The organism is SAR324 cluster bacterium (assembly GCA_015232315.1).
In the GTDB taxonomy this organism is placed as follows: domain Bacteria; phylum SAR324; class SAR324; order SAR324; family NAC60-12; genus JADFZZ01.
The window spans coordinates 115,704-139,940 of the sequence record JADFZZ010000003.1 but is presented as its reverse complement, the minus strand read 5'-3'; the positions used below and the strand labels follow the sequence as shown (position 1 = coordinate 139,940).

At 45.0% G+C, this 24,237-nt stretch carries 12 protein-coding genes and 1 pseudogene; 4 read left to right on the top strand and 9 right to left on the bottom strand.

All coding sequences use genetic code 11. The annotated features are described in order from the left end of the window. Positions 1-224 precede the first annotated feature (224 nt). Positions 225-4,736: a GAF domain-containing protein gene (locus HQM11_03560; protein ID MBF0350077.1), complete on the top strand. Its 4,512-nt coding sequence runs from the start codon at positions 225-227 to the stop codon at positions 4,734-4,736. A gap of 136 nt (positions 4,737-4,872) precedes the next feature. On the opposite strand, the pseudogene HQM11_03555 reads toward HQM11_03560, so the two are convergent. From HQM11_03555 to HQM11_03520, 8 genes and pseudogenes are all read right to left on the bottom strand, one after another. Next, positions 4,873-5,010, bottom strand: a pseudogene (locus tag HQM11_03555) (acyl-CoA dehydrogenase). 66 nt (positions 5,011-5,076) lie between these two features. Continuing rightward, on the bottom strand, positions 5,077-7,584 hold the full coding sequence (locus HQM11_03550; GenBank protein ID MBF0350076.1) for a response regulator: 2,508 nt from the start codon (positions 7,582-7,584) through the stop codon (positions 5,077-5,079). Continuing rightward, complete coding sequence (locus HQM11_03545) at positions 7,577-9,604, bottom strand: response regulator (protein ID MBF0350075.1); 2,028 nt, start codon at positions 9,602-9,604, stop codon at positions 7,577-7,579. The genes HQM11_03550 and HQM11_03545 overlap by 8 nt, the downstream gene beginning before the upstream one ends. 66 nt (positions 9,605-9,670) lie before the next feature. Beyond that, complete coding sequence (locus HQM11_03540; GenBank protein MBF0350074.1) at positions 9,671-10,033, bottom strand: STAS domain-containing protein; 363 nt, start codon at positions 10,031-10,033, stop codon at positions 9,671-9,673. Between the two features lie 79 nt (positions 10,034-10,112). Then, positions 10,113-10,631, bottom strand: coding sequence for a hypothetical protein (locus HQM11_03535; protein ID MBF0350073.1), 519 nt, complete (start codon positions 10,629-10,631; stop codon positions 10,113-10,115). A gap of 104 nt (positions 10,632-10,735) precedes the next feature. Continuing rightward, positions 10,736-10,984: a hypothetical protein gene (locus HQM11_03530; protein MBF0350072.1), complete on the bottom strand. Its 249-nt coding sequence runs from the start codon at positions 10,982-10,984 to the stop codon at positions 10,736-10,738. Between the two features lie 179 nt (positions 10,985-11,163). Continuing rightward, complete coding sequence (locus tag HQM11_03525; protein ID MBF0350071.1) at positions 11,164-12,033, bottom strand: OmpA family protein; 870 nt, start codon at positions 12,031-12,033, stop codon at positions 11,164-11,166. A 316-nt stretch (positions 12,034-12,349) separates the two neighbouring features. After that, the gene (locus HQM11_03520) at positions 12,350-16,417 is read right to left on the bottom strand and encodes a diguanylate cyclase (protein MBF0350070.1); all 4,068 of its coding nucleotides are present in this window, start codon (positions 16,415-16,417) and stop codon (positions 12,350-12,352) included. A 172-nt stretch (positions 16,418-16,589) separates the two neighbouring features. Here HQM11_03520 and HQM11_03515 point away from each other — a divergent pair, with 172 nt between their 5' ends. The 3 genes from HQM11_03515 (at position 16,590) to HQM11_03505 (ending at position 19,140) form a co-directional block, all read left to right on the top strand. Beyond that, entirely contained in the window at positions 16,590-18,065 is a 1,476-nt protein-coding gene (locus HQM11_03515) for a DUF3336 domain-containing protein (protein MBF0350069.1), read from the top strand. Between the two features lie 303 nt (positions 18,066-18,368). Next, positions 18,369-18,641 carry a hypothetical protein gene (locus HQM11_03510; protein ID MBF0350068.1) on the top strand — a complete coding sequence of 91 codons (273 nt, stop codon included), beginning with the start codon at positions 18,369-18,371 and terminating at the stop codon, positions 18,639-18,641. After that, positions 18,634-19,140 (top strand): GNAT family N-acetyltransferase, encoded by a 507-nt coding sequence (locus HQM11_03505; protein MBF0350067.1) that lies wholly within the window; start codon positions 18,634-18,636, stop codon positions 19,138-19,140. The genes HQM11_03510 and HQM11_03505 overlap by 8 nt, the downstream gene beginning before the upstream one ends. Positions 19,141-19,182: 42 nt before the next feature. Here HQM11_03505 and HQM11_03500 read toward each other — a convergent pair whose 3' ends face one another. Then, the gene (locus tag HQM11_03500; protein MBF0350066.1) at positions 19,183-24,234 is read right to left on the bottom strand and encodes a hypothetical protein; all 5,052 of its coding nucleotides are present in this window, start codon (positions 24,232-24,234) and stop codon (positions 19,183-19,185) included. Positions 24,235-24,237: the final 3 nt, after the last annotated feature.

Here is a 24,237-nt window from a genome sequence, read left to right as displayed (position 1 = left end):
ATGGCCCTGATTCCCGCTATAGGCTATAGCAATTGCGGCATCGGAACGAGAAGCACTCCTCACCTGATCAGCTTTTCAGGAACTACCCCCCAAATTTTCCGAATTTTTCCTAAAAAAAAAGCCTGTTATTTTAGAGCTGAATGAGCATGTAACTTGCACTGTTAAATTTCGGCTTCGGGGGATTCCTGTTACTGCATTCATCCAATTTTAGAAATCAAAACATCATGCTTCGTTGGGATTTAATCTTTCCATACACTGTTCCAATCATTTTGACCGTTGTGATAGCTTTTTTTCTGGCATCAATCACGATCAAAACCGGACGACACCGTCGTGACGCGCAGTTATTCACCATCTATTGCATCCTCCAGGGACTCGAGGCGTTCAATGAACTGATTGACACCGTGAGTCTCTCCCCCTCAATGAGTTTGAACCTCCTTCATTTCATCTATCTGCCTTACGTTTTTATCGTCCCGGTGGCACTGCATTTTATTCATGAAATTCTGGCGATAAAACACTGGTTTCTGGTGATCAGGATCAATTACACCATCAGTTTGCTGCTGATGCTGACGGTACCAACCTCCTGGTTTGTCAGAGGAACTTATCAAACGCCGCAGGGTGTAGAATATCTTACTGGTCCCGGATATGATTTTTTTGTGATTTATGCGGGTGTCTCGTTGATTTACGCTATCGCTCTGCTCTGGTCAAAGTTGAAAGCAAGTTCGCATAAAGTCCGTTATGTCTTGCTGGGCATGATTCTGAATGCCGCGTTGACGCTCACCACTGCCATCCCAACCTTTGGTATCAACATTTATCCTCCTGGAAATTTCGGATTTATTCCACTGTTGTTCATCGCCTATGGCATTCTGGAATACAGACTGTTTGCCACCACCAGAAACTGGTTCAATCGAGGACATTACCCCAGATTGATCGTCATGTTCTTCTGGCTTCCAGTTCTGGTATTTGTTCTCTTCATGCTGGCCGCCGCCAACACACACACCAGACCGGAATTCTGGACTGCGGGATGGCGTTATGCGATCCCACCCGTCACTTCCCTGTTTGTCTGTCTGGGACTTGCCAGTTTCTGTTTTCTGAAAATTTACCGTGACCTCTCAGCCTTGTTACTGGGTGTGTTTTTTGCGTTACTGGGATGGCTCAACCTGAATACTCTGTGTGCGTTTATCCTGAAAGATGCCACACTTGTCAATCACATCGCACTCACAACCCATGCGTTTCTGGTTGCGATCCTTCCCATCGGTCTGCACTTTGTTTATCTGTTGCTCAAACGGGATGAACGTCGGCTGATCTATCTGCTGTATGGACTATCCCTGTTGCTCATGTATCTGGTAATGACACCATGGTATGCATGGCCACAGCCTTACACCTATTCGTTTGGTTACTATCTGCATGGAAAATGGCCGTTCAATCTGTTTGGCATCAGTGGCAGTCTGGCCACGCTCTGGGCCTGCTGGTTATTGAGAAAGTCCTGGCTCGTGGAAACAGATTCCCTACAGAAAAAGCGGATCCTGTTTGTATTCCTGGGAAACTCTGTCAGTGCCCTCTTGACCTTGGGAAACATTCCGCTGGTCAACGGAATTGATTTTTATCCGACTGCAACCTGGATCTTCATTCCGGGATTGCTCATGGCTTATGGCATGTTCCATCATGAAATCCTGTCGATGAATCTTTATACCAAAAGAAGACTCAAGGGGCAGATGGTGCGCCTTGGAGTGATTTTGGGGTATTTCGGACTGTTCTTCATTATTTTGTGGGTTGTCCGTGAACACTCCTGGCAACACATGCTGACTCATTTAAACTGGTATGTCCTGCCCCCCTTCATTTCAGTACTGATTTGTGGATTGCTGTCGATACTGGCGCTTTACCTGGGACAGCACACCCAAACATCACAAATTTTCAGCATCATCTGTACGATTTACGCATTTCTTAATACCGAAATTTTCCTGAACAATATGGTAAATTCCGCGGAACAGGCATTGACGCTCAGTCGGCTGAGTCACTTTTTTCTGGTGTTGATTCTGGGGCTGACACTGCATTTTTTATTCATTGTTTTTAGAATAACCACTCATCGCTGGCTCTGGAAAGGTGCCTATCTCGCAGGCCTCATCATGCTACCGCTGACCCAAACCAGTTGGTATTTCGGCACTTCGGTTAAAATGCCCTGGGGGTGGTACCCACAAGGAAATATCGCCTTTTTATTCATGTGTCTGGGCTGGCTGGTTTATACGCCACTCGCCGCATGGCTGATTTATCGGAAATACCACACAATGAAGGTGACGGAGGCAAGTGTTGGTTCCCAATGGATTTTTCCGGGAACCCTGGGAGCTGGCGTGTTCACATTGGGAAATATCCCCGGCACGGTGGGTTATCAGATTTATCCGCTGGGCAGTTTGATTTTCATCCCGTTTTTGTTCATTGCCTATGGGCTGTTCCGCCATAATCTGCAAAACGCTCTACAGATCAGCAGAAAAATTGTGCTGTGGTCTGCAACGCTCAGCGCCCTGGGACTCCTGGGCGTCAGCCTCAAACTTGTTTTTCCAACCAATTGGGGGGTGTTGGCCTATTGGGTGGTCATGGCCATGGTTATACTTGGCTACAAAGTTATTTTTCATGTTCTGAACATGCTTCTCAAATTATTCTGGCAGGGACCTGATCACATCCGGCATAAAATTCCCAAACTCAACCAGGAATTATCACAGTCCCGGTCGCTCAAGGAGCTGGGTTCAGTCCTGGCCAATCACCTGGGGCGCTTATTATCGACCCGGCAATTATCATTTCTGGTATTTGACGCGAAACAACAGGCTTACACCGGCTGGCAACACACCCATGCGGAACATGTCTTTTTTGGCTCAACCAGCACCACTTCAGAGGAATGGTGCTCCATTCCAGCCGATCATGCCCTGCTTGAATTCATGGAAGATCGACATTTGATCCAGCAGGAGGAATGGGAGGAATGGCTACTGACACATCCTGCCAGTGGCGCTGACCAGATGCGCAATGCCTGGCTGATCGTGCCTGTATTTTATCAGGAAACGATTTGTGCGCTGATGTTGCTTGGTGAGAAATTGAATGGCAATTATTACTCGGATGCCGAAAAAAACTTTTTAGCACAAATTGGCTTTGGTTTAGGGGCCCATATTGAAAACACCAGACTCCTTGAGGGACTGGAACACATGGTTGAGGAACGGACCCGTGACCTGGAACAGGCACAGAAACAGGTTATGACGCTGTACGAACAGTCTCATCAGCATGAACTGGAACTCGAGCACATGAATCAGGTCCTGAAAATGGTCAGTTCCACCCTCAATCTGAGGGATGTCATGGACGCTGTTATGGAGGGCCTGCAAACCATTCTGGATTTTAATCAACTCGGCATTTTTCTGGTTGAGCCTGACAAAAAAACAATTCGTCTCGCCGATTACTATGGCAAAGGGGCCTATTCCCGGGAACAGGCTGAGATGATCCGTCAAATTTCGATTCCCCTGGAACAGTACACCAGTTATATCGCCAACACTATTCTGGACAAGGAAACCAAATATATTTCTCCAATCACACCGACATTGAGTGATTATTTTTTCCCCATTGATAAACAGATGTATGATATTCATCCTGTCAAGGCCTACCTGCTGGTTCCCATTTCAGTCCAGCAGGAAGTGATTGGCGTCATGGTTTTTGTGCAGACTATTACCCCGTTTGAACTCAATGAAAGCGACCTTCAACGAATTGAACGCTATGTCCCGCAAGTCGCGATCGCCATTCATAATGCCCATCTTTATCAGGAATTGAAGACCACGCAGATCCAGTTGGCAGGCACTGAAAAAATCGCGGCCATGACCCGCACTTTTGAAAAATTTGTGCCCCGTCAATTTTTGAAACGGCTGGCCGTGGATGGGATGGAAAACATTCAACTGGGTAATGCGGAAAGTGAAGAGCTTTCGATTTTATTTTCTGATATTCGTGATTTCACCTCTTTTTCTGAAACCTTGACCCCCCAGGAATTGCTGAATTTCCTCAATGCCTATTTTAAACGGATGAACAATGCCATTCATGACAATTATGGCTTCATCGACAAATTCATCGGTGATGCCATCATGGCCTTGTTTGACTATCCGGAAAAGGATCCTGTCAACAGCACGCTGAACGCTGTGAATGCCGCCATTGCGATGCAACAGGCTGTGCAACTCTACAACCAGCATCGCGAGTCTGTCGGATATTCTCCGGTTCGTATTGGCATTGGACTGCACCGGGGGCCCGTGGTGATTGGAACTGTGGGAGGACAGGACAGAATGGATTCAACGGTCGTCGGAGATACGGTCAACATCGCCGCACGCATGGAAGGACTCACCAAATATTACGGAGCGTCTATTATTGTCAGTCGGACGGTCCGCTATCTGATGATGGAACAAAAACATCTGTGTTTCAGGGAACTGGACTGGATCCAGGTGAAAGGAAAAACAGAAGCCACAGGTATTTATGAAGTGTTCAATCACGATCCGCCACATATTCTGGAAATGAAAAACGAGACCAGACAATTTTTTTCGGCAGGACTCTTCTTGAGGTATGAACGAAAATGGTGGGATGCGATCAAGATGTTTGAGAAGTCCCTGTCGGTCTTTCCTGAAGATCGGGCGGCCATGCTTCATATTCGGCAGTGTGAGCAGTTACAGGCCCGGATTCTGCCTGAAAACTGGAACGGTGCCGTTATCATGGATATCAAATAATTCGTGACCTTCCGCTGAGGGATGATTGGTAGAACCGGGTTACCGTTAACTGTTATCCCGAGCCTTTGGTAAGGAACGGCAAAAGAATAGACATCTTTCCAAAATAACTCTTGGAATTATGCGGCATATCGAAGGTTTACGATCCCAGCGATGAGATTCCTTCATAGGTCACCACGGTTTCCAGATTGCACAAATGCCTCATGATCGGGTATTCGCTGCTGATTCCATTTGCCCCCAAAATGCTCCGGGCTGAACGTGCCACAGTCAGTGCCATTTGACTATGGCCCATGGATGTTTAGATAAGATAGGCAACACAGCATTTTCTCGGCAGGACTCTGTATTACGCAGTGTCCTGCGCCAGCGGAAACCGCAGGATAAAACTGGTTCCCTGATCAGGGGTGGTTTCAACCTGCATGTTGCCATGCAGTTCGTTGATCGTGTTCTGTACGACATCCAACCCAACCCCTCTACCGGATAAATCAGTGACTTGTTCCGTTGTGCTGAATCCCGGAAGAAACAGAATTTTCCACACAGTGTTCTCGTCAATCAGTTGTTGCACCACGGTCTGGTCCAGCGAAGGATGGTTCTGTGCTTTTTGCAGGATCCGTTCATAATTGATGCCGTTGCCATCGTCAGATATTTCCAGCGTGACCCATTCATTCACCATACTGATTTTCAAGGTGAGACGTCCCCATTCATCCTTGCCTTTTTCAAGTCGTTCTTCCACGGTCTCAAGGCCATGATCCATGCAGTTTCTCAGGAGATGCACCAACGGTCCATCCAGTTTCTGGAACAGTGTTCGGGATACCTGGACATTTTCGCCTTCAATGATCAATTTAACCTGTTTTCCTAAGGCTGTTTCCAGCTTACGGATTTCAGCGGGCCAGTGTTGAGCCAGTTTTTTCAGGGAGACTTTTTCTGCACTCAATACCAGTGTTTCAACACGTCCATAGTCTCGTGACTGAAGGGATTTTTTCAAGTCAGCGAAATCGTCATTGGAAAACACAACGCCTATCAATCGTTTGCGTAAATCAGGGTCAATTTTTTCAAGCAACTCCCGTGCATAATCGCATTGTGCGGTCAAGTCCACAGTACCCTGGATCAACTGGGTTTTCAGAACGCTCGGGGAGTTGATGGAGGAGCGAAGAAATTCTTCAAGTTGGTGCGTGATCGCCTTGGCACGATCCAGACCAAACAGACTGCTGACACCTTTGAGTGTGTGAAGCAGACGCATGAGTTCAACCGTGTCCTCCTTGAGTTGTGCCATAGCGTTTGAGGTCAGTTTTTCAGAAAATTGACGCAGCATGGTCAGGTTGTCTTCCATCAGAAGTAGCATCTGCATGTAGGAATCAGGATCGTTATAGATTTTTTCCACAATATACTGCTCTCTTTTCAAAGCTTCCGTTTCCCGGGATAATTTTCGTTCTTCCGTGATGTCTTCAATTTCAATATCAATCCCGGTGAGGATTTTTTCCGCGTTTCGGCATGGATAATAGGAAAGTTTGTATTCCCTGGGGACACCCTCATGAACAATCACTGTTTCACGAGGCATCATTTCAGCCAGCATCTCATAATCCATCAGGGCATTTTCGAAAAACAGAGGGTATGCCTGCCGCCATCCTTCCTGCACAATGGGATCTTCCGGAAACATTAAATCCTCCAGATTTTTTCCGATCAGTGACTTGGTACCAAATACCTTGATACATGGAGAGGAAAAGTCAGACGTGATTTTGCCTTGAGGATCAATTTTTACAATCCCCTGTGCGGTATGCTGTGAAAGTTCACTGAGACGATGTGACAACTGATTGAGTCGATTGGTTGCCTCCATGAAGACACGTTTCCATAATGGTGGAAGTCGGTTTATCACTTCCATGAACGCTGTTCGTTCAATTCGGAAAACAGTGCCGGCATCAACCATACGGACAGTGGCCGAAGCGTTGGGTTCTGATCGCAAACAGGACATTTCGCCAATGGAATCCCCCGCTTTTCGATGTGCCACTATTTCTCCATTGACCAGGATTTCCGCTATTCCTGAACCAATAAAATAGACCCACCCCGCAGGAGCATTCTGAACCAGAAGTTCCATATCTTCTGTTGCGTCAAGGGCTTCCATTCTTTCAGACAGAATGGCCAGATCAAATACGTTGAGCGATTGAAACAACGGAATATTCTTTAAAAGCGCAACACGGGCATTTCGTTGTTCAATGGTCTGGGCATCCCGTTTTCTGCTTAATTTTAAAAAATTGGACAGATTGTCGCCATATTGCCCGGTCATCTGGATCAGGACAGCAATGAGTTCTTTATCTACGAAATCGGCATTGTTTTCAAAATTATCCAGAGTCTGTTGCAATGAAGACTGAATATCCCCGGGGAGAATCTCCCACTGATGAATCAGTTTTTCGTTTTTCTGAAGCTTGCGTGTTAAATCAATACGTTGCTTCCATTCCTCATGATATTTTTTTTCCAGCCATGTTTCGTATTCTATGGTGCGTAGTGCGGCATTGATTCGTGCTTCCAGTGCCAGTTTGTTAACAGGTTTGTTTATATAATCCATCGCCCCGTTATTCAAACAGGTCACCAGGGACTGGTCATCCGTTTCCATTGTCAGCATGATCACGGGAATTCTTTTATACACGGGATGGGACTTGAGTTGTTTGAGAAGCATGATGCCGTCCATCTCTGGCATATTGATATCCATCAATATAAGATCAAACGTCTCTTTTTCCAGCAGGGGAAGTACAAACGAGGGATTAACCGCGTATTTGGAACTGTAGCCACATTCCGCAATCTGCTGCCGAAGATTCTGTATAAAGAATCTGTCATCATCCACAATCAGAATATTAATCATTCATCCACTCCTTGAGTAATGCCTGAAATTCAGGTTCATTTCCGTGAATGATGCTGTTCATGATTTTATCCAGTGTTGCAGACCATGCAGGCTCAGTCGGGCATATATTATTGATTTTGTTGAGTTGATCTATCAATTCAGCTTCATCAAAAAATGGCATCAATGACAATTTTTTAAACTCCTCCAAGATCTGGCCTCTTAGCTCAGGTGTTAACAAGTTGGCTTGAGATAGGGGAATTGGCACGGATTGTTGTCTTAAAATTTTTGACAGCATCCGCAACAACACGTCCATTCGTAAAGGTTTCCCGAGAAATCCAGCAGCACCGGCTGCAATCGCTTGATCTTGCTGTTCCTTGAAAACATCTGCGGAAAGTACCAAGACAGGAATATGAGCATGTTTGTGTGATGCTTTCAGTTTCCTGATTGCTGAGATGCCATCCATTCCGGGCATATGAACATCCATCAGAATCACTTCAGGTTCAAATTCTTCGATTTTCTGGAAAAATTCATATGCGTTTTTTACAATGATGGCCCGGAGTCCCTTTGATTCAAAATACGCGTTCATCATTTGTCGAGTGGGTGGATTATCTTCTACCACCAGAATTTTACTGTCTGGCGCAAACTGAAAATTTAGTGGTAAGTTCTCATCTGAGGCAATGTCCTGATTGGAGTGACCTTCTTTCAGTGGTAGTTTGACATAAAACTCCGAACCTTTGCCCAGCTCACTTTTGACACCAATCTCTCCTTGCAGCATGTCCACAAGTTGTTTCACAATGGTCAGTCCAAGTCCTGTACCACTATAATTCCGGCTTTGGGTATTATCGACCTGTTCAAAGGGTTCAAAAATTTTCGAATGGAATTCCGGAGCAATGCCAATGCCTTCATCAATGACCTTCAGCAGAAGGTTCTGTTGTTCTCTGAGGGCGTTGATTTTGACAGATTTACCTTCTGATGTGAATTTAATGGCGTTGACTGTGAAATTCATTAAAATCTGCTGGAGTTTGTTGCGATCAGAATAGATGGAGTCAGGCAGGGCTGGATCAACATGATAAGTCAACTGGATATTTTTCTTTAGGGCCTGTGCTTTGTTGATGTGAAAAATACCCTGGATCAAGAGTCGGAGATTGATTGATTCCAGCACGATGTCTATTTTTCCGGATTCAATTTTTGAAAGATCCAGAATGTTTCCGATCAGTTCTGATAAATGATGACCGCTTTGTGTGATGCCATCCAGATATTGAGTGGCTTCAGCGGAGAGATGATACTTTTCAGCCTGGTTCAGAAGCAACTGACTGAAGCCTGTGATCGTGTTCAGCGGAGTCCGGATTTCATGACTCATGTTGGCAAGAAACATTGATTTACTTCTATTAGCTGATTCGGCTTCGTGTTTGGCAATCCTTAATTGTTGTTCTGTGTTTTTTCTTCGATCAATTTCCTCGTGAAGATGCTGATTGCTTTGTTCCAGTTGTTTCTCAGCATGCTGGCGTTCCTGAATTTCCTCTGTTAGTTGCAGGTTACTGCGGTGCAGTAGTCTGTTGGTTTCCTCAAACTTTTTGGCTTTTTCAGTAGTCAGTGACAATTTATCGGTCAGGATCATCGCAAATAGCCGATACAAGGTGTTTTGCAGGATTGAAGCATCAAAATCCGTGATGTCTCCAATATTATTGGCTTTGATGCTGAAGGTGTCTACCATCGTGTGGGCAATGACTGTTGCCGCACAAGTTTTATGACTAATGATGCTCATTTCACCAAAGATATCCCCTTTACGTTTCAGGGACAAAATGTGTTCATTCCCGGCAACCACATCCACTTCCCCGCGAATCAGAAAATATACACGGTCATTGGGGGCGCCTTCCTGTAAAATGGTACTTTGCGGGGAATATTTCCTGAATTCAGAGAGGGGAACCAACTGAAGCAGCAAGTCTTTGGGCCAATGGGTGAACAAACGGGAATTTTTTAAATAATCCAGAATTTGCTCATTTTCATCAAACAGATGAGTTGTGCTCTGTTGGTTGTCCATAAAGGATCTGTAGGAAGTTTGTTGAAACGAAATTCATCAGGCATTTCCATTCATGTATGGATCTGACTACTTTCCGGTAGCAATATAATTGATCGCGTCCTGTTCTGTGGAAAAGATGGCTAAAATTTTGTCCAGCATCAAAACCATCTCAAACATTTCCAGCAGATCTTTATTCAAGCCGAATAATGCCAATCTGGCACCCCGCCTGGACAGTTGATGATAGATCGAAATCATGGTTCCAACGCCACTTGAATCAATGTATTGCAGATCAGAGTAGTCCAGTACAATTCCCGCTATAGTTTTGTCGTCAAGAAAAACCTGAATCTCATTTCTGAAGTGTTTGATATCTTCTTCTAAAAATTTTCCAACTAAATGTAAAATTGGAACATTCGGATCTGTCTGCTGTGTAATTTCAATGATCAATGCCATATGCCTCTTATTCTAAAAAACGTTGCGTCCGCTAATTCTCAAACAGTGTCAAAAATACATTTCTGAAACGCTATATCCATCAATGGGTTTCAAACGCATTGGGCCGTGGAAGCGGTTTGATGTCGCTTTGCGGGTTCTTTCGGATGGCGTTATTCAAGTTCTGATCCATTGTCCGGGATGGTGGCTTTATGTCGGCGGAACCGTTTGTTTCCTGCGAGGATGTTTGTGAATCCTTTTGTCCTGCGGGAGCTGAACGTTCAAAATTCAGTACCCGTTCAGGGATTGGTGGAAACGGCTCTGTTTTTGCCGAACAATGGATTTCAATCGTTCTGGGCGTGTAGATGCCAAGAGTGACAACACTCAGAATCACTTGAGACGCCGAGGAAAAAACAGAAATATCGGACACCCGACCATAGGGACATTTTTCATAAACTTCGATACTGGTACCTCCTGAGAGACCCCAGAAAAGAAAGAGTTGTTGCTGTGTGATGACTGTTTTTGATGGCGTTTCTTCGGGATACCGGATCATCACACTGCATCCCGCAAGGGTTGTCATTCCAAGAAAAACTATCATGAAAAAATGAAGGCACCTTTTCATTCTCTTCCTATATTTTTTGGGGAAAATGCATCAGATGTGTTTTGCTGTAAAGGTTGGCTGATGAATGGGGGATTTTCCGCCCTCAGAATTTTTTTCAAAAGCACTCACATTCCGATAAAGATCATACGAATGGCCTGGGCCAGTTCCAGCAGAAATTTTGAAAAACTGAGCAGAATCAGAATTCCACCTACAAAAATGTCGCCCTCACCTTTCCATGGATCAAAGAACATGGTGATATTGGAAAATTCTACATCCAGATTGCTACCGCGTTCACTTTTTCGTTGATGGAAATAAAACAAGCCCACGCTCAACCCTATAGTGGTCAGCAACCATAATATTAAATCGCTGGACATGATGATTCTCCTTTTGACAAGGTTTTAGAATTTCGGACACCTTTCAGATTTCAGTTTGTCTCTTGACGAAGGAGAGATCTTGAACACTACGCTTTAAGATCCCTCGTCACTCGCTCTGTCGGGATGGCACATTCAAACGGTCGACCACTTCTCACCGTTTCTGAAGGGAGCCTCTATTCCTACATGATTTTTTTACTGGACTCAGGAATCACAATGATGAGTTCCACGCGCCGGTTCTTTTGTCGGCCTTTTGCGGTACGGTTTGACGCCACCGGTTGGGATGATCCGAAACCCGCAACTGAAATCTGCTGTGAGGGAACTTGTGCTTCTTTTATCAGATAATGCGCCACATTGGAGGCTCGAGCCAGGGACAGGTCCAGATTGCTTTTGTACTGCTTTTTGACTTCTTCTTTCAGCAGACGGAGTGTGTCTGAGTGCCCTTCAATCTGAATCGACCGTTTTTTCAAAAGTTTTAGACTTTTTCCGATCTGACTCAGAACGGTCTTTCCTGAATCGCTCAGTTGTGCGTTACCCACCTGGAATAACACGTTGTCTTCCAAATGAACCACGAGACGGTTGGATTGTCTCGAAATCTTGAGTTGATGTTTGGTGAGTTCACTGGTCAGTGAATCCAGTTCTGCACTAGACTGTTCTGAGGGTGCCGCTTTTTTGAGTTTTGTCAGTTCCTCAGACAAGGACTGATTTTTATTTTTAAGTTCGATATTGCCTGTTTTCAACTGATTTTCTGAATCAGATAATTCTTTCAGTTGCGTTTGCAATTGAATGTTCTGATTCTCAAGACTGGCGATTGTTTCCTTGAGTTTTCCCATGCTATCACTGGCTTCCGAAGCCTCTTTCAGTTGCGTTTCCAGTGATTTTATCCTGATTCGGAAGGCATTGACTTCTTTCAGCGCGTCTTCGGCGGTTTGCTGATATTGCAGAGCCTCAGCTTCTTTGGCTTTGTAATCAGCTTCTGAATAACAGCCTGACACGAACATGGCCAGCAATACGATTGGGAGTATGTGTTTGAATAAATGTGATCTCTTCATCTTTTTTTCCTAATCAGGGGTTCATCAATATAACAAAATTAAACATCCAGATGGCCGTAACCAATTTTGTAAGCGTTCAGCCGTCAGCTATCAGTTTTCAAGAATTCTAAAGGCTTGGAAGCCAAACGATAGTTTCTGCTATTGAGTCCTAATGCTTCTGAAGCGCATAAACACTGAAAGCTGAATACTGAAAACTGAACGCTTACCCAATTTTTTTAGAACAAAATGAGTTTATATGGAAAATTCATTCCAAAGGCAATGGTTGCTTCGATATTTTTGTGAGGTAACGGGATTGACCGATGAAACGGCCCGATTGTCAACGATAGCGGTTTTGCTTGGCATAAAAGGCTTCTTTATCAGCATACATCCGTTGATCGGCTTTTTTCAGGACGGCATCAGCAGGGGTGTCCTCTGTGCAGGCAACGCCCAGACTCATGCGGATGGGAATGATATCCTCATGTCCTTCCGCGTTTTTGCAGGTCAGTGTGCTCTGCTGTTCAGCTTCACGGATTCGCTCAACCAGGATTTGCACCTGTTCATAGCCGGATGCGGGGCAGACCACCACAAATTCATCGCCTCCCAGACGAACCACGATATCTGATTTCCGGCAGACCTGAACGAGTAAATCAGCAACGGTCACAATCATGGCATCCCCATCCTGATGCCCATACACGTCATTCACCCGTTTCAAACCATTGACGTCAATGAGTATGACTGAAAAATGAATATTGGAAAACTGCCGGTTCTGTTGGATCAACCGGTTCATCTCTCTATCAAAATACAGACGATTATAAACACCGGTAAGACCGTCGGTGTTGGCAATTTTTTCCAACTGTCGGGTGAGAATCTTGTTTTCTGCCACGGCTGTGACCTGTTCCAGAAACAGCGTGATGGTTCGCAGGGAGCCGTTGTCCAATTGAGGGCCTTTGACAATCAGATTCCCGCTCAGGTTCTGTTCACGACCCCTGAGGGGCAGAAGTGTCCAGTGATGTCCGTGAGTCAGATCACGGATACGTTCCGCGGCAGAGGCCGCATGAGAACTCCGCATTGTCTGTATAAATTCATGGCGGTCATCACCCAGTAGTCTTCCCGCATGTTGCAACAGATAATCCTGCTCAAGTTCCTCAATTCCGTCAAACGTAGCCATTTCCACAATTTCCGGACGTTCTCCATGCAGGATAATGGCAAACCCGGAATCCGTGAATAATTGACGAAGCTGATTGAGCGTGTATTGAAAAAATTCTTCCAGTTCATTCATCTGGTGCATGGTCGCACTGGTTTGAAGCAGTGACTGAAAGATCCTGTTCTGGTTGCCCGCGATTTCATTGGAACGTGTGAGATCTCTTGTCCGTTGCGCGACCTGACGTTCCAGTCCCTGCAAGAGTTTGGCGTGTTCAATGTGCGGTCCCAGTACCAGCCCCAGTTGTTGCAGAAAAACCTTATCATTCCGACTGTAGGGGATGCCGTTGATTTTCTGGTCAAGCAGAATGAGCGCGGTCAGACGATCCTGAAAAAAAACGGCAAGGGTCAATTCGGTATTGAGTATTTTTTCAGTCACAGTTGGCGGAAGATGCTGTTCAAGCACCCAACTTTCCATATCCTCCAGTGCGATCAGTGTGTTTTCTACATTGAAGATGGACAGGAATGGATAATACGGTTCCATGAAGGCTGTTTTATCTTCAATGTTTTCCTGAATTTTATCTTCAAAAACCGGGGAATGTTTGTTCCAGCGTTGCCAACCCATCAGTTTTTTGTCTTCCCTGGAATAAAATAAAATTTCGCTGCGGCTGCACTTCAGATTTTCCATGAGTGCGCCGCTGATTTGCTGATGAATTTCCTGGAGGCGATGCACGTGTGAAAGGTTTTCTGTCAGCGAGTAAAACAATTGACGGAGTTCTTCAGCCTGATTGCAGATAAACAAGTCCAGCACGGTTTGCCAACTTTTAGTAAGGATCGGAAAGGTCATGAGCGCAGTCACAGTGACCGCCATGAGTGCCAGTTGCGCAGGAAGAAAATCGAACAGTTCACGTGTGAAAAACAGTAAAAATCCCATCGCCAGCCCTACGACCCCCCAAAATAAAACGCCTCTGAGGTTTTGAACCAGTTCTTTCAGACTGTGTTTGAACAGCCCATACGCCAAAACAGTCAAGGGAATGAAACTGAAACTGCCAATCGGGTAGACGTCATAGCCATAAATTGCGGGCATATCCCCCAGAGTCAGCACAGCAATGCCCATAAACCCCAGCAGCAGATGCTTCACTGTGTTTTTGAAGATCGGATTCCGGGTTTCACGCCAGGTCACTGAAAGCAGATATGCGGAATAGGATGCGGAAAGAACGATGAGCAGTGCAAAGACATCAAAGAAAAATCCGTTTCGGGGAAACATTCCCCAGAAATGCATCTGCATGGTTCTGAAATAATAATCGGTCTGTGTGATCGGAATGTACACAATACACACTCCGTAGGCCAGATACACCAGACGCCAGCCGGTTTCTTTTTTGGTGATCAGATAGGTCATGTGTGGAATCAGGGCCATGACAAACACAAACAGCGGTTGATCCCAGCGGGTCAGTCTTAAACCGATGGCCGGATCATCAATGATGCTGTTTAAAAAAATATCAGCATTGATCAATCCGAACAAACAGCACAGCAGACTGAATAATTGCGCGGCTTTCTGATTTTGTGCCATCCTGAGTGAGAGCCATGACAGAAACAGGCAAGAGAGCCAGGACAACGATTGTGGCAAACTGCTCCAGCCAAGTCTGCTGGTGATCTGAGCCCATGAGTAATCCTGCAAAGCCCATGACCCTGCCATGAAAACTCCGGCATTGATTGCGATCACCAGAAATTTTACCAGCACAAACGAAAATCTTTTTTTGGAAGAAACATTGATGTGCAGGACATCATGCACCAGAATCCCATAGGCCAGAATTCCAATCGGAATGAAGGTGAAATCTCCCAGCGGATAAAACTCAATCCCCTGCAACGCGGGAACAGTAAACAGATTCAGAATCCCGGTCAGAATCAAACCGATGAACAAATAATGCAGATTCCGCTTTTTTCGCGGATTTGTTTCCTTTTGTTGAGCGGACAACAGCAGATAGCCTCCCCGGAGCAACCCGAAAAAACCGAGCAGTCCCACGGTGGCAAAGCCCCAGCTACCACTGAGATACACCCCGTAATAATAGTGGTAGAGCGTTGAGTTGAAATATAAATTGGCCTGAGGAAGAAACATCAGGATCGTGCCGCAGATATAGTAAAAAATAACAAGTTTGCGTTCAGGGCGATGGCTGACTCTGTGGATAAAATGCAGATAGACACCCAACTGATTCACAAAAAAGAAATGCGCGGTGTTCGCAATCTGGTATTGCAACGCGGGACTGCCGACAGAAACCAGAAAAATCAGGACTCGACTGAAGCTGAGCAAGCCCCACAGCAGGCAGATGATGCCCAGCAGAATGGTGTTCAGTTGCCGGATTCCTTTTCTCAGGCACCATGCGGCGAGTCCGAGACAGACGATGGCTGACAGGAGTGGTGGAAATCCAAACGGCCAGAGCACTTCAACAAGGGATTGGTCTTCGGTAATGCTGAGGGATTCTGACATTTCCAGAAATAAACCCGCGGCCAGTAACGGAAGCAAGGTCACATACGACAGCCATTTTCCCAGATAGCCTTTTTTGAGGAAGGATTCACTGGTATCCAGCAACGCGTGACGCAGTACGCCATAGACCATGAGTGACAGTGGGATGAACGCAAACGCGCCTGGCGGATAAAGTTCGATGCCTGAATAGGGAATCATGTTGAAACCGATCATCAGCCACCCGCCTGGAAATCCAATCAGGATGTAGAGCATTTTCCGCCGAAGATTGGGATCTGTTTCAGCCCGCCAGTTTTTTCCAAGCAGAAACAGGTAATAGCTCCCCCCGAGAACACTCAGCACCGCAAACAGATATAACCCTGTATTCGCGCGTGGATACATCCCGAAATAATACTCAAAACCTTCCGTGAAATAAAAATCTGTGAGCGTGATCCATGGAAGTGAGACAAAACAAAACCCATACAATCCCCACTCGATCCACTTCCGGTTGTGAAGTCCAAGCATCTGATGAATGAACTGGATGCTGACTGGCAGGGAAAAGACAAAAAACACAAAACTCCAGCGCGTCACATTCACGGTGTCAGACTGAGAGGTCATGAGAATGTAAAGTAGAAAATTCACATTGTAGAGCAACAGCATCAGGCTGAGGAGCGTGAATAATTTATTTTCCCGATTGTTTCTTCCTGATTTTATTGTTAGTAACGCAAGAAACAGACAGGCGAGGATGGTGAGTAGCGGTGGCATGGCATAGGGGAAAACCCGGTCAAATCTTAGCATTGATTCCATTACAGGCTCTCCAAAAAGCGACATTCCGGGGTTAAGAGGAAATGGGTTTGTGTTTTTTCGCAGATAGCACCGAAACTATCTGACGAACAAATAAGTTGTATAAAAATTCATAGCTTTTCCATAAACTGCTTGTCAAGCAGGACATCGAGCAAAACAAATTTCAGGGGGACTTATGCAAAGACGTAATGCGGTAGAACTGAAGCAGGCCATGGCTCAATCCACAGATTATCAATCCTGGTACACCACCGCTGTGGAATATGACTGGCTTAAGGGGCATGAAGCATGGAAAGTTGAAAATGAATCACCGGATTATCTCTACAAACTGATTCTGAAGCGTCTCAACCACCTGCGTGCCTGCTACAAAGCCAAGGACATCCCCCAACTTGTGTACAGTCTTCGGGAAGGACTCAAACGCAACATCGGCAACATCGCGAATCCTGTGTTGTATAACCACGCCAGGGTTGGTACAAAATATCTGATTGATGACTACATTCATGAAGTTTCTACGTTGCTCAAGTACCTCGCCGAAGAAGATCTCAAACAGTTTTCCTTGAAAGATAAACTTAAATTTTTTCGTCAGAGTTACCAGGGCTATGGACGTTCAGCACTGTTGCTCAGTGGTGGCAGCACGATGGGGATGTTCCATGTGGGTGTTTTTCGGGCGCTGTTTGAACAAGGCTTATTGCCGCGTGTGATCTCCGGTTCCAGTGCGGGGTCCATCATGACCTCCGTGTTTGGTGTGAAGACCGAAGAGGAAATGTGGACATTGCATCGGGAACCTGAGCAAATGCTGGCAAAAAATATTTTTCAGCGTTTACCCTGGGCTGAAATCGCGCAGGGCAAAGGAATTTTAAGTTCCAAAGCTCTGGAAAACTTTCTGAGAGATACCATTGGGGAATATACGTTTGAAGAAGCCTTTGAGAGAACCGGGCGCATGATCAATATCAGCATCTCTCCACTCTATCAGAGTCAGCATCCCCGGTTGGCCAATTATCTGACCACACCGCATGTGCTGATCTGGAGCGCCTGTCTGGCGTCCTGCACTGTTCCCGGCGTGTTCGCACCGGTTGAACTGACCGCCAAGAACATTCATGGCGAATATGTGACACACATGAAAGGCGTTCGGTGGGTTGATGGCAGTGTGACCAATGACATTCCGATCAAACGTCTCAGTGAGTTATTCAATGTGAATCATTACATTGTCAGTCAGGTCAATCCACACATCACGCCCTTCATGGAACAACGCTGGCACACCAAGGACATCCGCTGGAACATGCGCGATCTGTTTAAGTCTGAGGCCAAACACCGTGGCTTGCAGTTGTTGAAACTATTTGGCGCACCCAAATATGGCAATCGACTTTCCATGCTGGGAATGCTCAACAGTGTGCTGGATCAGCAATATCAGGGCGATATCAATATTTTCCCCAAGCTTGGAGTGAAGAAATATTTGAGATTGTTTGCCAATCCCGACGTACAGGAATTCAGAGCCGCACTTCTGGAAGGCGAACGGGCCACCTGGCCGCATATTGCCATGATCAAAAACGAAACACTGGTGGGACTGACCCTGGAAAAATGCCTGCTCGATCTGGAACAACAGGAGCGTCAACCTGTTCAAATTCAAGGACCCCGATTGTATGCCGCCAGTTAAAAAATAACAATTTCCGCCAAAACTCTGGTTCCCGACCTTCTTGGGTGGTGGGGAACCAGACCTTCCGTTTTATCAATCCCGATGTGTTGTTTGCAGGCAGGGTCGTTTAATTTTCCAAAAAAGGATGCGTAATAGGTAGAGCCTTTGCGAAACCCATCGAGTTTTGTTGGGTTTCACTTCGTTCTACCCAACCTACCCACCATGCCAAACTGAAAATTAAACAACCCTGGTTTGCAGGTGTTATTCTTGACAGATGATTTAGAACGATCTACATTTTTGTAGAATTCTCTACAGGAGGGTAATATGAAAACAATCAGTCCACAAATTACAGCACATATATCATCAGAGACCCAAGCTCTTTTAGAAACTTATATTCAAAACCACGGTGTGAAAAAAGGTTTCTTTGTTGAGAGTGCCATTCTACATTATCTACAAGCATTGAATGAGATCCCTTTTGGTGTGATTATACCTCCCAAAATTGTCGTATCCAAAGATTCAGGAGAATATATTGTGGATAAACTGGAAAACCCACCTCCACCGACGCCATCAATGCAATCACTATACAGCAATGATTGAAATTCGGCCCTTACGTCCAATGGATGATAGAACTCGTTTTCAATCAGGCAATCCAGATCTCGATCGCTTCTTCAAACTGTATGCGGGGCAAAATCAATTTAGACATCATGTTGGAACAACTTATGTAGCCGTTGAGGACCAGGAAATAAAAGGTTATGCAACCATTTCAGCCTCTCACATAGAAATTGAATTCCTCAAAGAGCCACAAAAGAAGAAATTGCCTCAATATCCCCTTCCAGTTTTACGCTTGGCACGTTTAGCCATAAGTGAGCATTCTCAAGGGCAAGGGATTGGTTTACAGTTATTGAAAACGGTATTTGATTTAGCTAAAGAAATGAGACAAAAATTTGGTTGTGTGGGAATTGTCGTTGATGCAAAACCTGAGGCGGTTGAGTTCTATTCGCGTTATGGGTTTGAACGTATTGATGTCAAACAAGGAAAGTTGGCAGATCGTCCGGAGCCAATTCAGATGTTTCTTGCCTTAAAATCTATTCCATGAACTGTACAAGGATCAGCTCATACAAATGGATGAAGAAAGAGATTATTTGCTATCCAGCGACACCGCCCCATCCCAATTTTCAGGAAGATCGGCATTCTGGAGCATCAGACAACGCTCTATGTGGATTTTCGGGGTTTTGTCTTCCGGGTAAACTTGCAGAGCTTCCCGGAACGCTTCAATTGCGGCATCCCACTGTCGGAACATTCTTCTGACGAGACCTTTCTTGATCAACTTTCCAGACCTGCGTTTGAGTTCTTGAATTTCTTTGGGAACATGATCAAACACTTCATATATCCCTACTGGTTCTTTTTTGCCTTTGACTTTGACCCAATCAATTTCCCGAACAAGAAAATTTTCTTCATTGGGAATCAACTCAAAGGTTTCGTTGCTGATCAGGATATTCACTCCATATTGTTTGGTGAGGCTCTCCAGTCTGGACGCAAGATTGACGGTATCTCCCAAAACGGTTGAATCCATCCGGTCTGAGGAGCCAACAGTTCCAATGACGACCGGTCCACTATGGATGCCGATCCCGATCTCGATAGGGGCATATCCAACCTTCTGGCGGTGTCGATTGTAACGTTGCAAAACTTTATGCATGTCAATCGCGGCAGTAACACTCCGCAGGGCCTCTTCTGAGTGGGTTTCATCGGGAAGATCAAAGAGCGCCATGATCGCGTCCCCAATGAACTTGTCAATATAACCTTTTTGAGCATGGATTGGTTTGGCCATCCGTTTTAGATAGGCATTCAGGAAGTTCATCAATTCCTGTGGCGGCAGGGTTTCTGACAAGGTGGTGAAGGAGCGAATATCAGAAAACAGGATGGTGATAAAAGCGCTTTCAGCTTTGCCCAGCTCAATCTTTTCCAGCCCTTCTCTGGCAATACGACTCAGAAATTGTTGAGGCACAAATTTTTCAAAGGTCAGAGTCATTGCCGCGATTTTTTCTGACTCTGCCAATTGAACCCTCGTTGTTTTCAATTCATCATGGACCTGGGCATTGTGGATGGCAGTCGCAACCTGAGCGACATAACGCTGGATTTTATAGATCGTATCTTCTTCCAAATCAAAAAAATCATGATAGTTGGCAAAGCCAAGTGTTCCAATGACATTCTCCTGAACTTCCAGAGGATACATTAAAATGGCGGTTATTGGATTAATGTCATAAGCTTTTTTATCACTTTCGCAGAACAATTCAGCTAACTCAGGAGTGATCCGGGGAATGTAGTTCAGATCGTTATACACCACTGTTTTGACATAAAAACTATTGATATTCTCGAGAGGAAAGATCAATTGTTTCAGCTTCAGAACCAGTTCGTCAGAAGATGTTCCATAGATCTTTTCGAATCTCATCGTTTGGGTAGCTTCATCAACCAGCATGATCGCGATATGATCGAACGGAAACACCTGTTTCAAGGCCTCCATCACCGATTGCATGACCTGTGACAAATCCAGAGTGGAATTCACGGTTTGAACGACCTGATTGATATGGGTGATTTCCTGTTCCTTGATTTGAGCTTTCAAGAGGGCTTTATGCGTTTCTTCTGAGAGGTGAGCATTGTTTAACGCAGAAGAAACCTGGGATACGTAACGTTGAATTTGTTCCATATCCGATTCCATCAATTGAAAAGCTGTCTTGCTATTGGCAAAAACAATCGTTCCAACCGGTTGATTCTGCCTTAACAGCGGAAACAGAAGGTAGGACTGGACAGGATTCGCATCATAAATTTGTTTATCTGCCGGAAAGAAATATTGGACCAGTTCTTCTGTAACCGGAGAAAAATAATAGGGGCTATTGTTCAAAAACGGTTCGCACACATAACTTACATTACTTTTCAATGGAAGATAAACGCTTTTCACGATGTTCAGGTTCTCTTCATTAATATCCTCACCAAAATACTCGATAAGGAGCAACTCCTGACCAGAGGGATCCGCCATGAAGATTCCCAATTGATTAAAATCAAAGATTTCCTGCAGAAATCCCATGATGGTTAAAATGATTTCGTCCAGTTCCAGCGTGGAATTGACGGCCTGAATCACCTGATTGAGATGATGGATCTCACTGGTGCGCTCCTGTACTTTTGTCTCCAGTCCCTGTAACAGCTCCAGACTCTGGATGTAAGATCCCAACGCCATCCCCAATTGAAAGAGGAATTCCTTTTCTTCATGGGTATAAGCGGAGTTGTTTGTTTTTTCATGGAGCAGTACCAAACCTTTGAGTCGATTTTCGAAAAAAACGGGTTGAATCCACTCTGCGGACACCAAGGCATTTCCCGGTTCAAAGGAAACATCGTTGAGGAGTGCCCACTCTATCATTTCTTCGTGACTGGCCCCACGCCCTAACGTGTTGAACCACTGGATTACCTGATTTTCCAGCTTCAGGGAGACGGGCAGTTCACTGTTTTCAATGGGATGCGCCTTCTCAAAAAATGTGTCTTGCATGCTTTGATAGGACCAGCCTTCAAAATCCTGATCCGGAGCATGTTGAATCAACAGAATACAACGACGGGCGGACAGAGTGCGAAACAATGAATAGCTGACAAACTGATACAGTTCCCTGAAACGGGTGGCTTGTGAAAACAATTCCATCATGAAGTTGAAGGCTTTCTGCAGGGATTCTTTTTCCTCAATAAAAAACAGTCTCAAGATAATGTTCCAGCTTTTGGCAAAGGCCAGCAGGCAGAGTACGCCGAAAATAAATCCCAAGAGATAGCCCTGAAAATTTTCTGTGAAAAGATCAATCTGCCAAAATATGCCTGTGAGGAGAATCATGAAGCCGGCCAATCCAGCCCTGTACAGGGTGGTCCGAACCAGTTGCGTGAGTTCTTTCACGTTGTGAATCAGCATCCCGTAAGCCAGGAACAGCATGGGAATGAAGATGAAATTACATAAAGGGTAGATTTCATAGCCATTCAACGCCGGTATGTTTCCCAGTGACAGCAAGCCGATAATGAGAAATCCATTGAACAGATAGAACAAACGGTGTTTTTCGAAGGCGTCACGGCTTTTTTGATAATATCTGAAATAAACCAGGCAGGTGTAAACAATGACAGTCATCCAGAACAGACTCATGACATCGAAAAGTACGGCTTTTTTGCCAAAAAAACCCCAGTAATAGGTGTACATTTCGTCTTGCAGGTAAAAGGTGGTTTGGGTCAGCGGAGCCATGATTGCCCCAAAGCCATAACAGGTTGGGATCAACCATCGGAGCTTTTCATAGCGGGTGATTCGATAGAGTAAATGAATGGAGAACCCTCCCAGAAAAGCCAATTGAAAATGATCCCAGCGATTGAGTCGCAATCCTATGGAGACATCTGTGACAATGCCATTCAACAGGATATCCATATTCAAAAACGCATAACTCAGACATAAAAGGTTGAACACATAGATTTCTTTTTGATTGTGGCTGGCCATTCCCAATAGAATTTTTGATAGAAAAATACAGACGAGGAGGGAGAGGAGCGGTGGAATTCCATAGGGCCAGATTCGATTCAGGAGGTGTTCGCCTGTCAAACCCTGTAAGGCCCATAGCGACACAGGAATCATGAGAAAATAACCGGCAAAAATGGTGCCTCTATAAATATTACGAACCAACCGTTTTTTTGTATAGGGATTGAGCTTGAGCGCATCATGGTAGAAAATCCCATACGCTGTTATTGCAATGGCAATAAATGAAAATCCGCCCAATGGATAGAAATCAATGCCCAACGTCGCGGGAACCATTCCGATATTGAGTGTGGCCGTAATCACCACTCCAATAAAAATAAACAGGATTTGTTTTTTTTGAAACGCATCCTGTTCATGCCGCATCTTCTGGAACAACAACCAGAACGCCCAGATCATTGCGACAGCACTAAAAACTCCATATACAAGAAGGGCCCAGTTTGCTTTGGGGAACAACCCCCAGGAATAAAGATACATCGTATCCTGGTAATAATACGATGTATGCGTCAAAAACATCAGACAGACGCCAAAAGCGTAATAGAAATAAATCAGTTTCCGTTGGGGGCGATGGACAATCCGGTAAATTAAATGCAGTGAAATCGCCAATTGATTGACCAGATGAAAATGATCAATTCGGGTGATCCACAAAGCAATATTTTGATCCAGCACATTGCCTGTAAACAATAATTCAATGGCCACGCCCCCCCACAGCCAGCAAATGAGTCCAAACAGCAGATTTTCCAGTTTTGCGCCTCCTGAGGTGAAACAGAAGGTTGCCAGACCATAACAGGTCAATACGGTTAGTAGTGGAGGAATGGAGTAGTGTAAAAAATGCTCATAACCATTAGAACGAAACATCTCTGCGGGTGCAAAAAACCAGAACACAAGGCTGAGTACCAAAGGAGCCCAGATGAGTCCCACCACCAATCTGGTAAACGCTGTTTGGGAGAACCAGCTTTTGGTTGTGTCCAGAAACTGATGTTGAAGGATTCCGTAGCCCATTAGGGCCAGAGGGATGAAACCAAAGTTTCCCAGGGGATACAGTTCAATGTCTAAAAGCGGCAGAATATTGAACAAGGTTAAAAACGCGTTGAGCAAAATCCCGGAGGTCACATAGCGGATTTTCTGCTTTTTTTCAGAATCTGTTGTCTGTCGGAATCCTTTCCACAAAATTATTGCATTATAAATAATGGAACCCAACGCGTATAAGGAGAATAGGTGAAACCCAATTCCAGGAACCGGAACCTTTCCATAAAAGACATCCCGGTAGTCACTGAAAAAATAGGAGGTGGGAACAATAATGAGAAAAATAGCACTGAACGCATAGAATCCGCGAATGATCCGCAAAGACCCTTTTATCCCAAAAATGGTATGAACAAAGTGAACACCTACCGGAACAATAAAGATATAAAACATAAAAATGACGCGTCCGAAGGTCAACGCCGCCACTTTGGAAATCCACAGAGTTTCCAGGATCACATCAAGATAGAGCAGTCCCTGAAGCAAACAGTAAAGGGTGAATAACTGATTTGCGCGTTTCTCTCGTCCAGCCTGAATCGTGATGGATGCCAGAAAAAAGGCGGTCACCATCGTCAAAAACGGTGGAATCGCATACGGAAACAGGTGATCAGCGTGAAATATGTTGTCCATCAA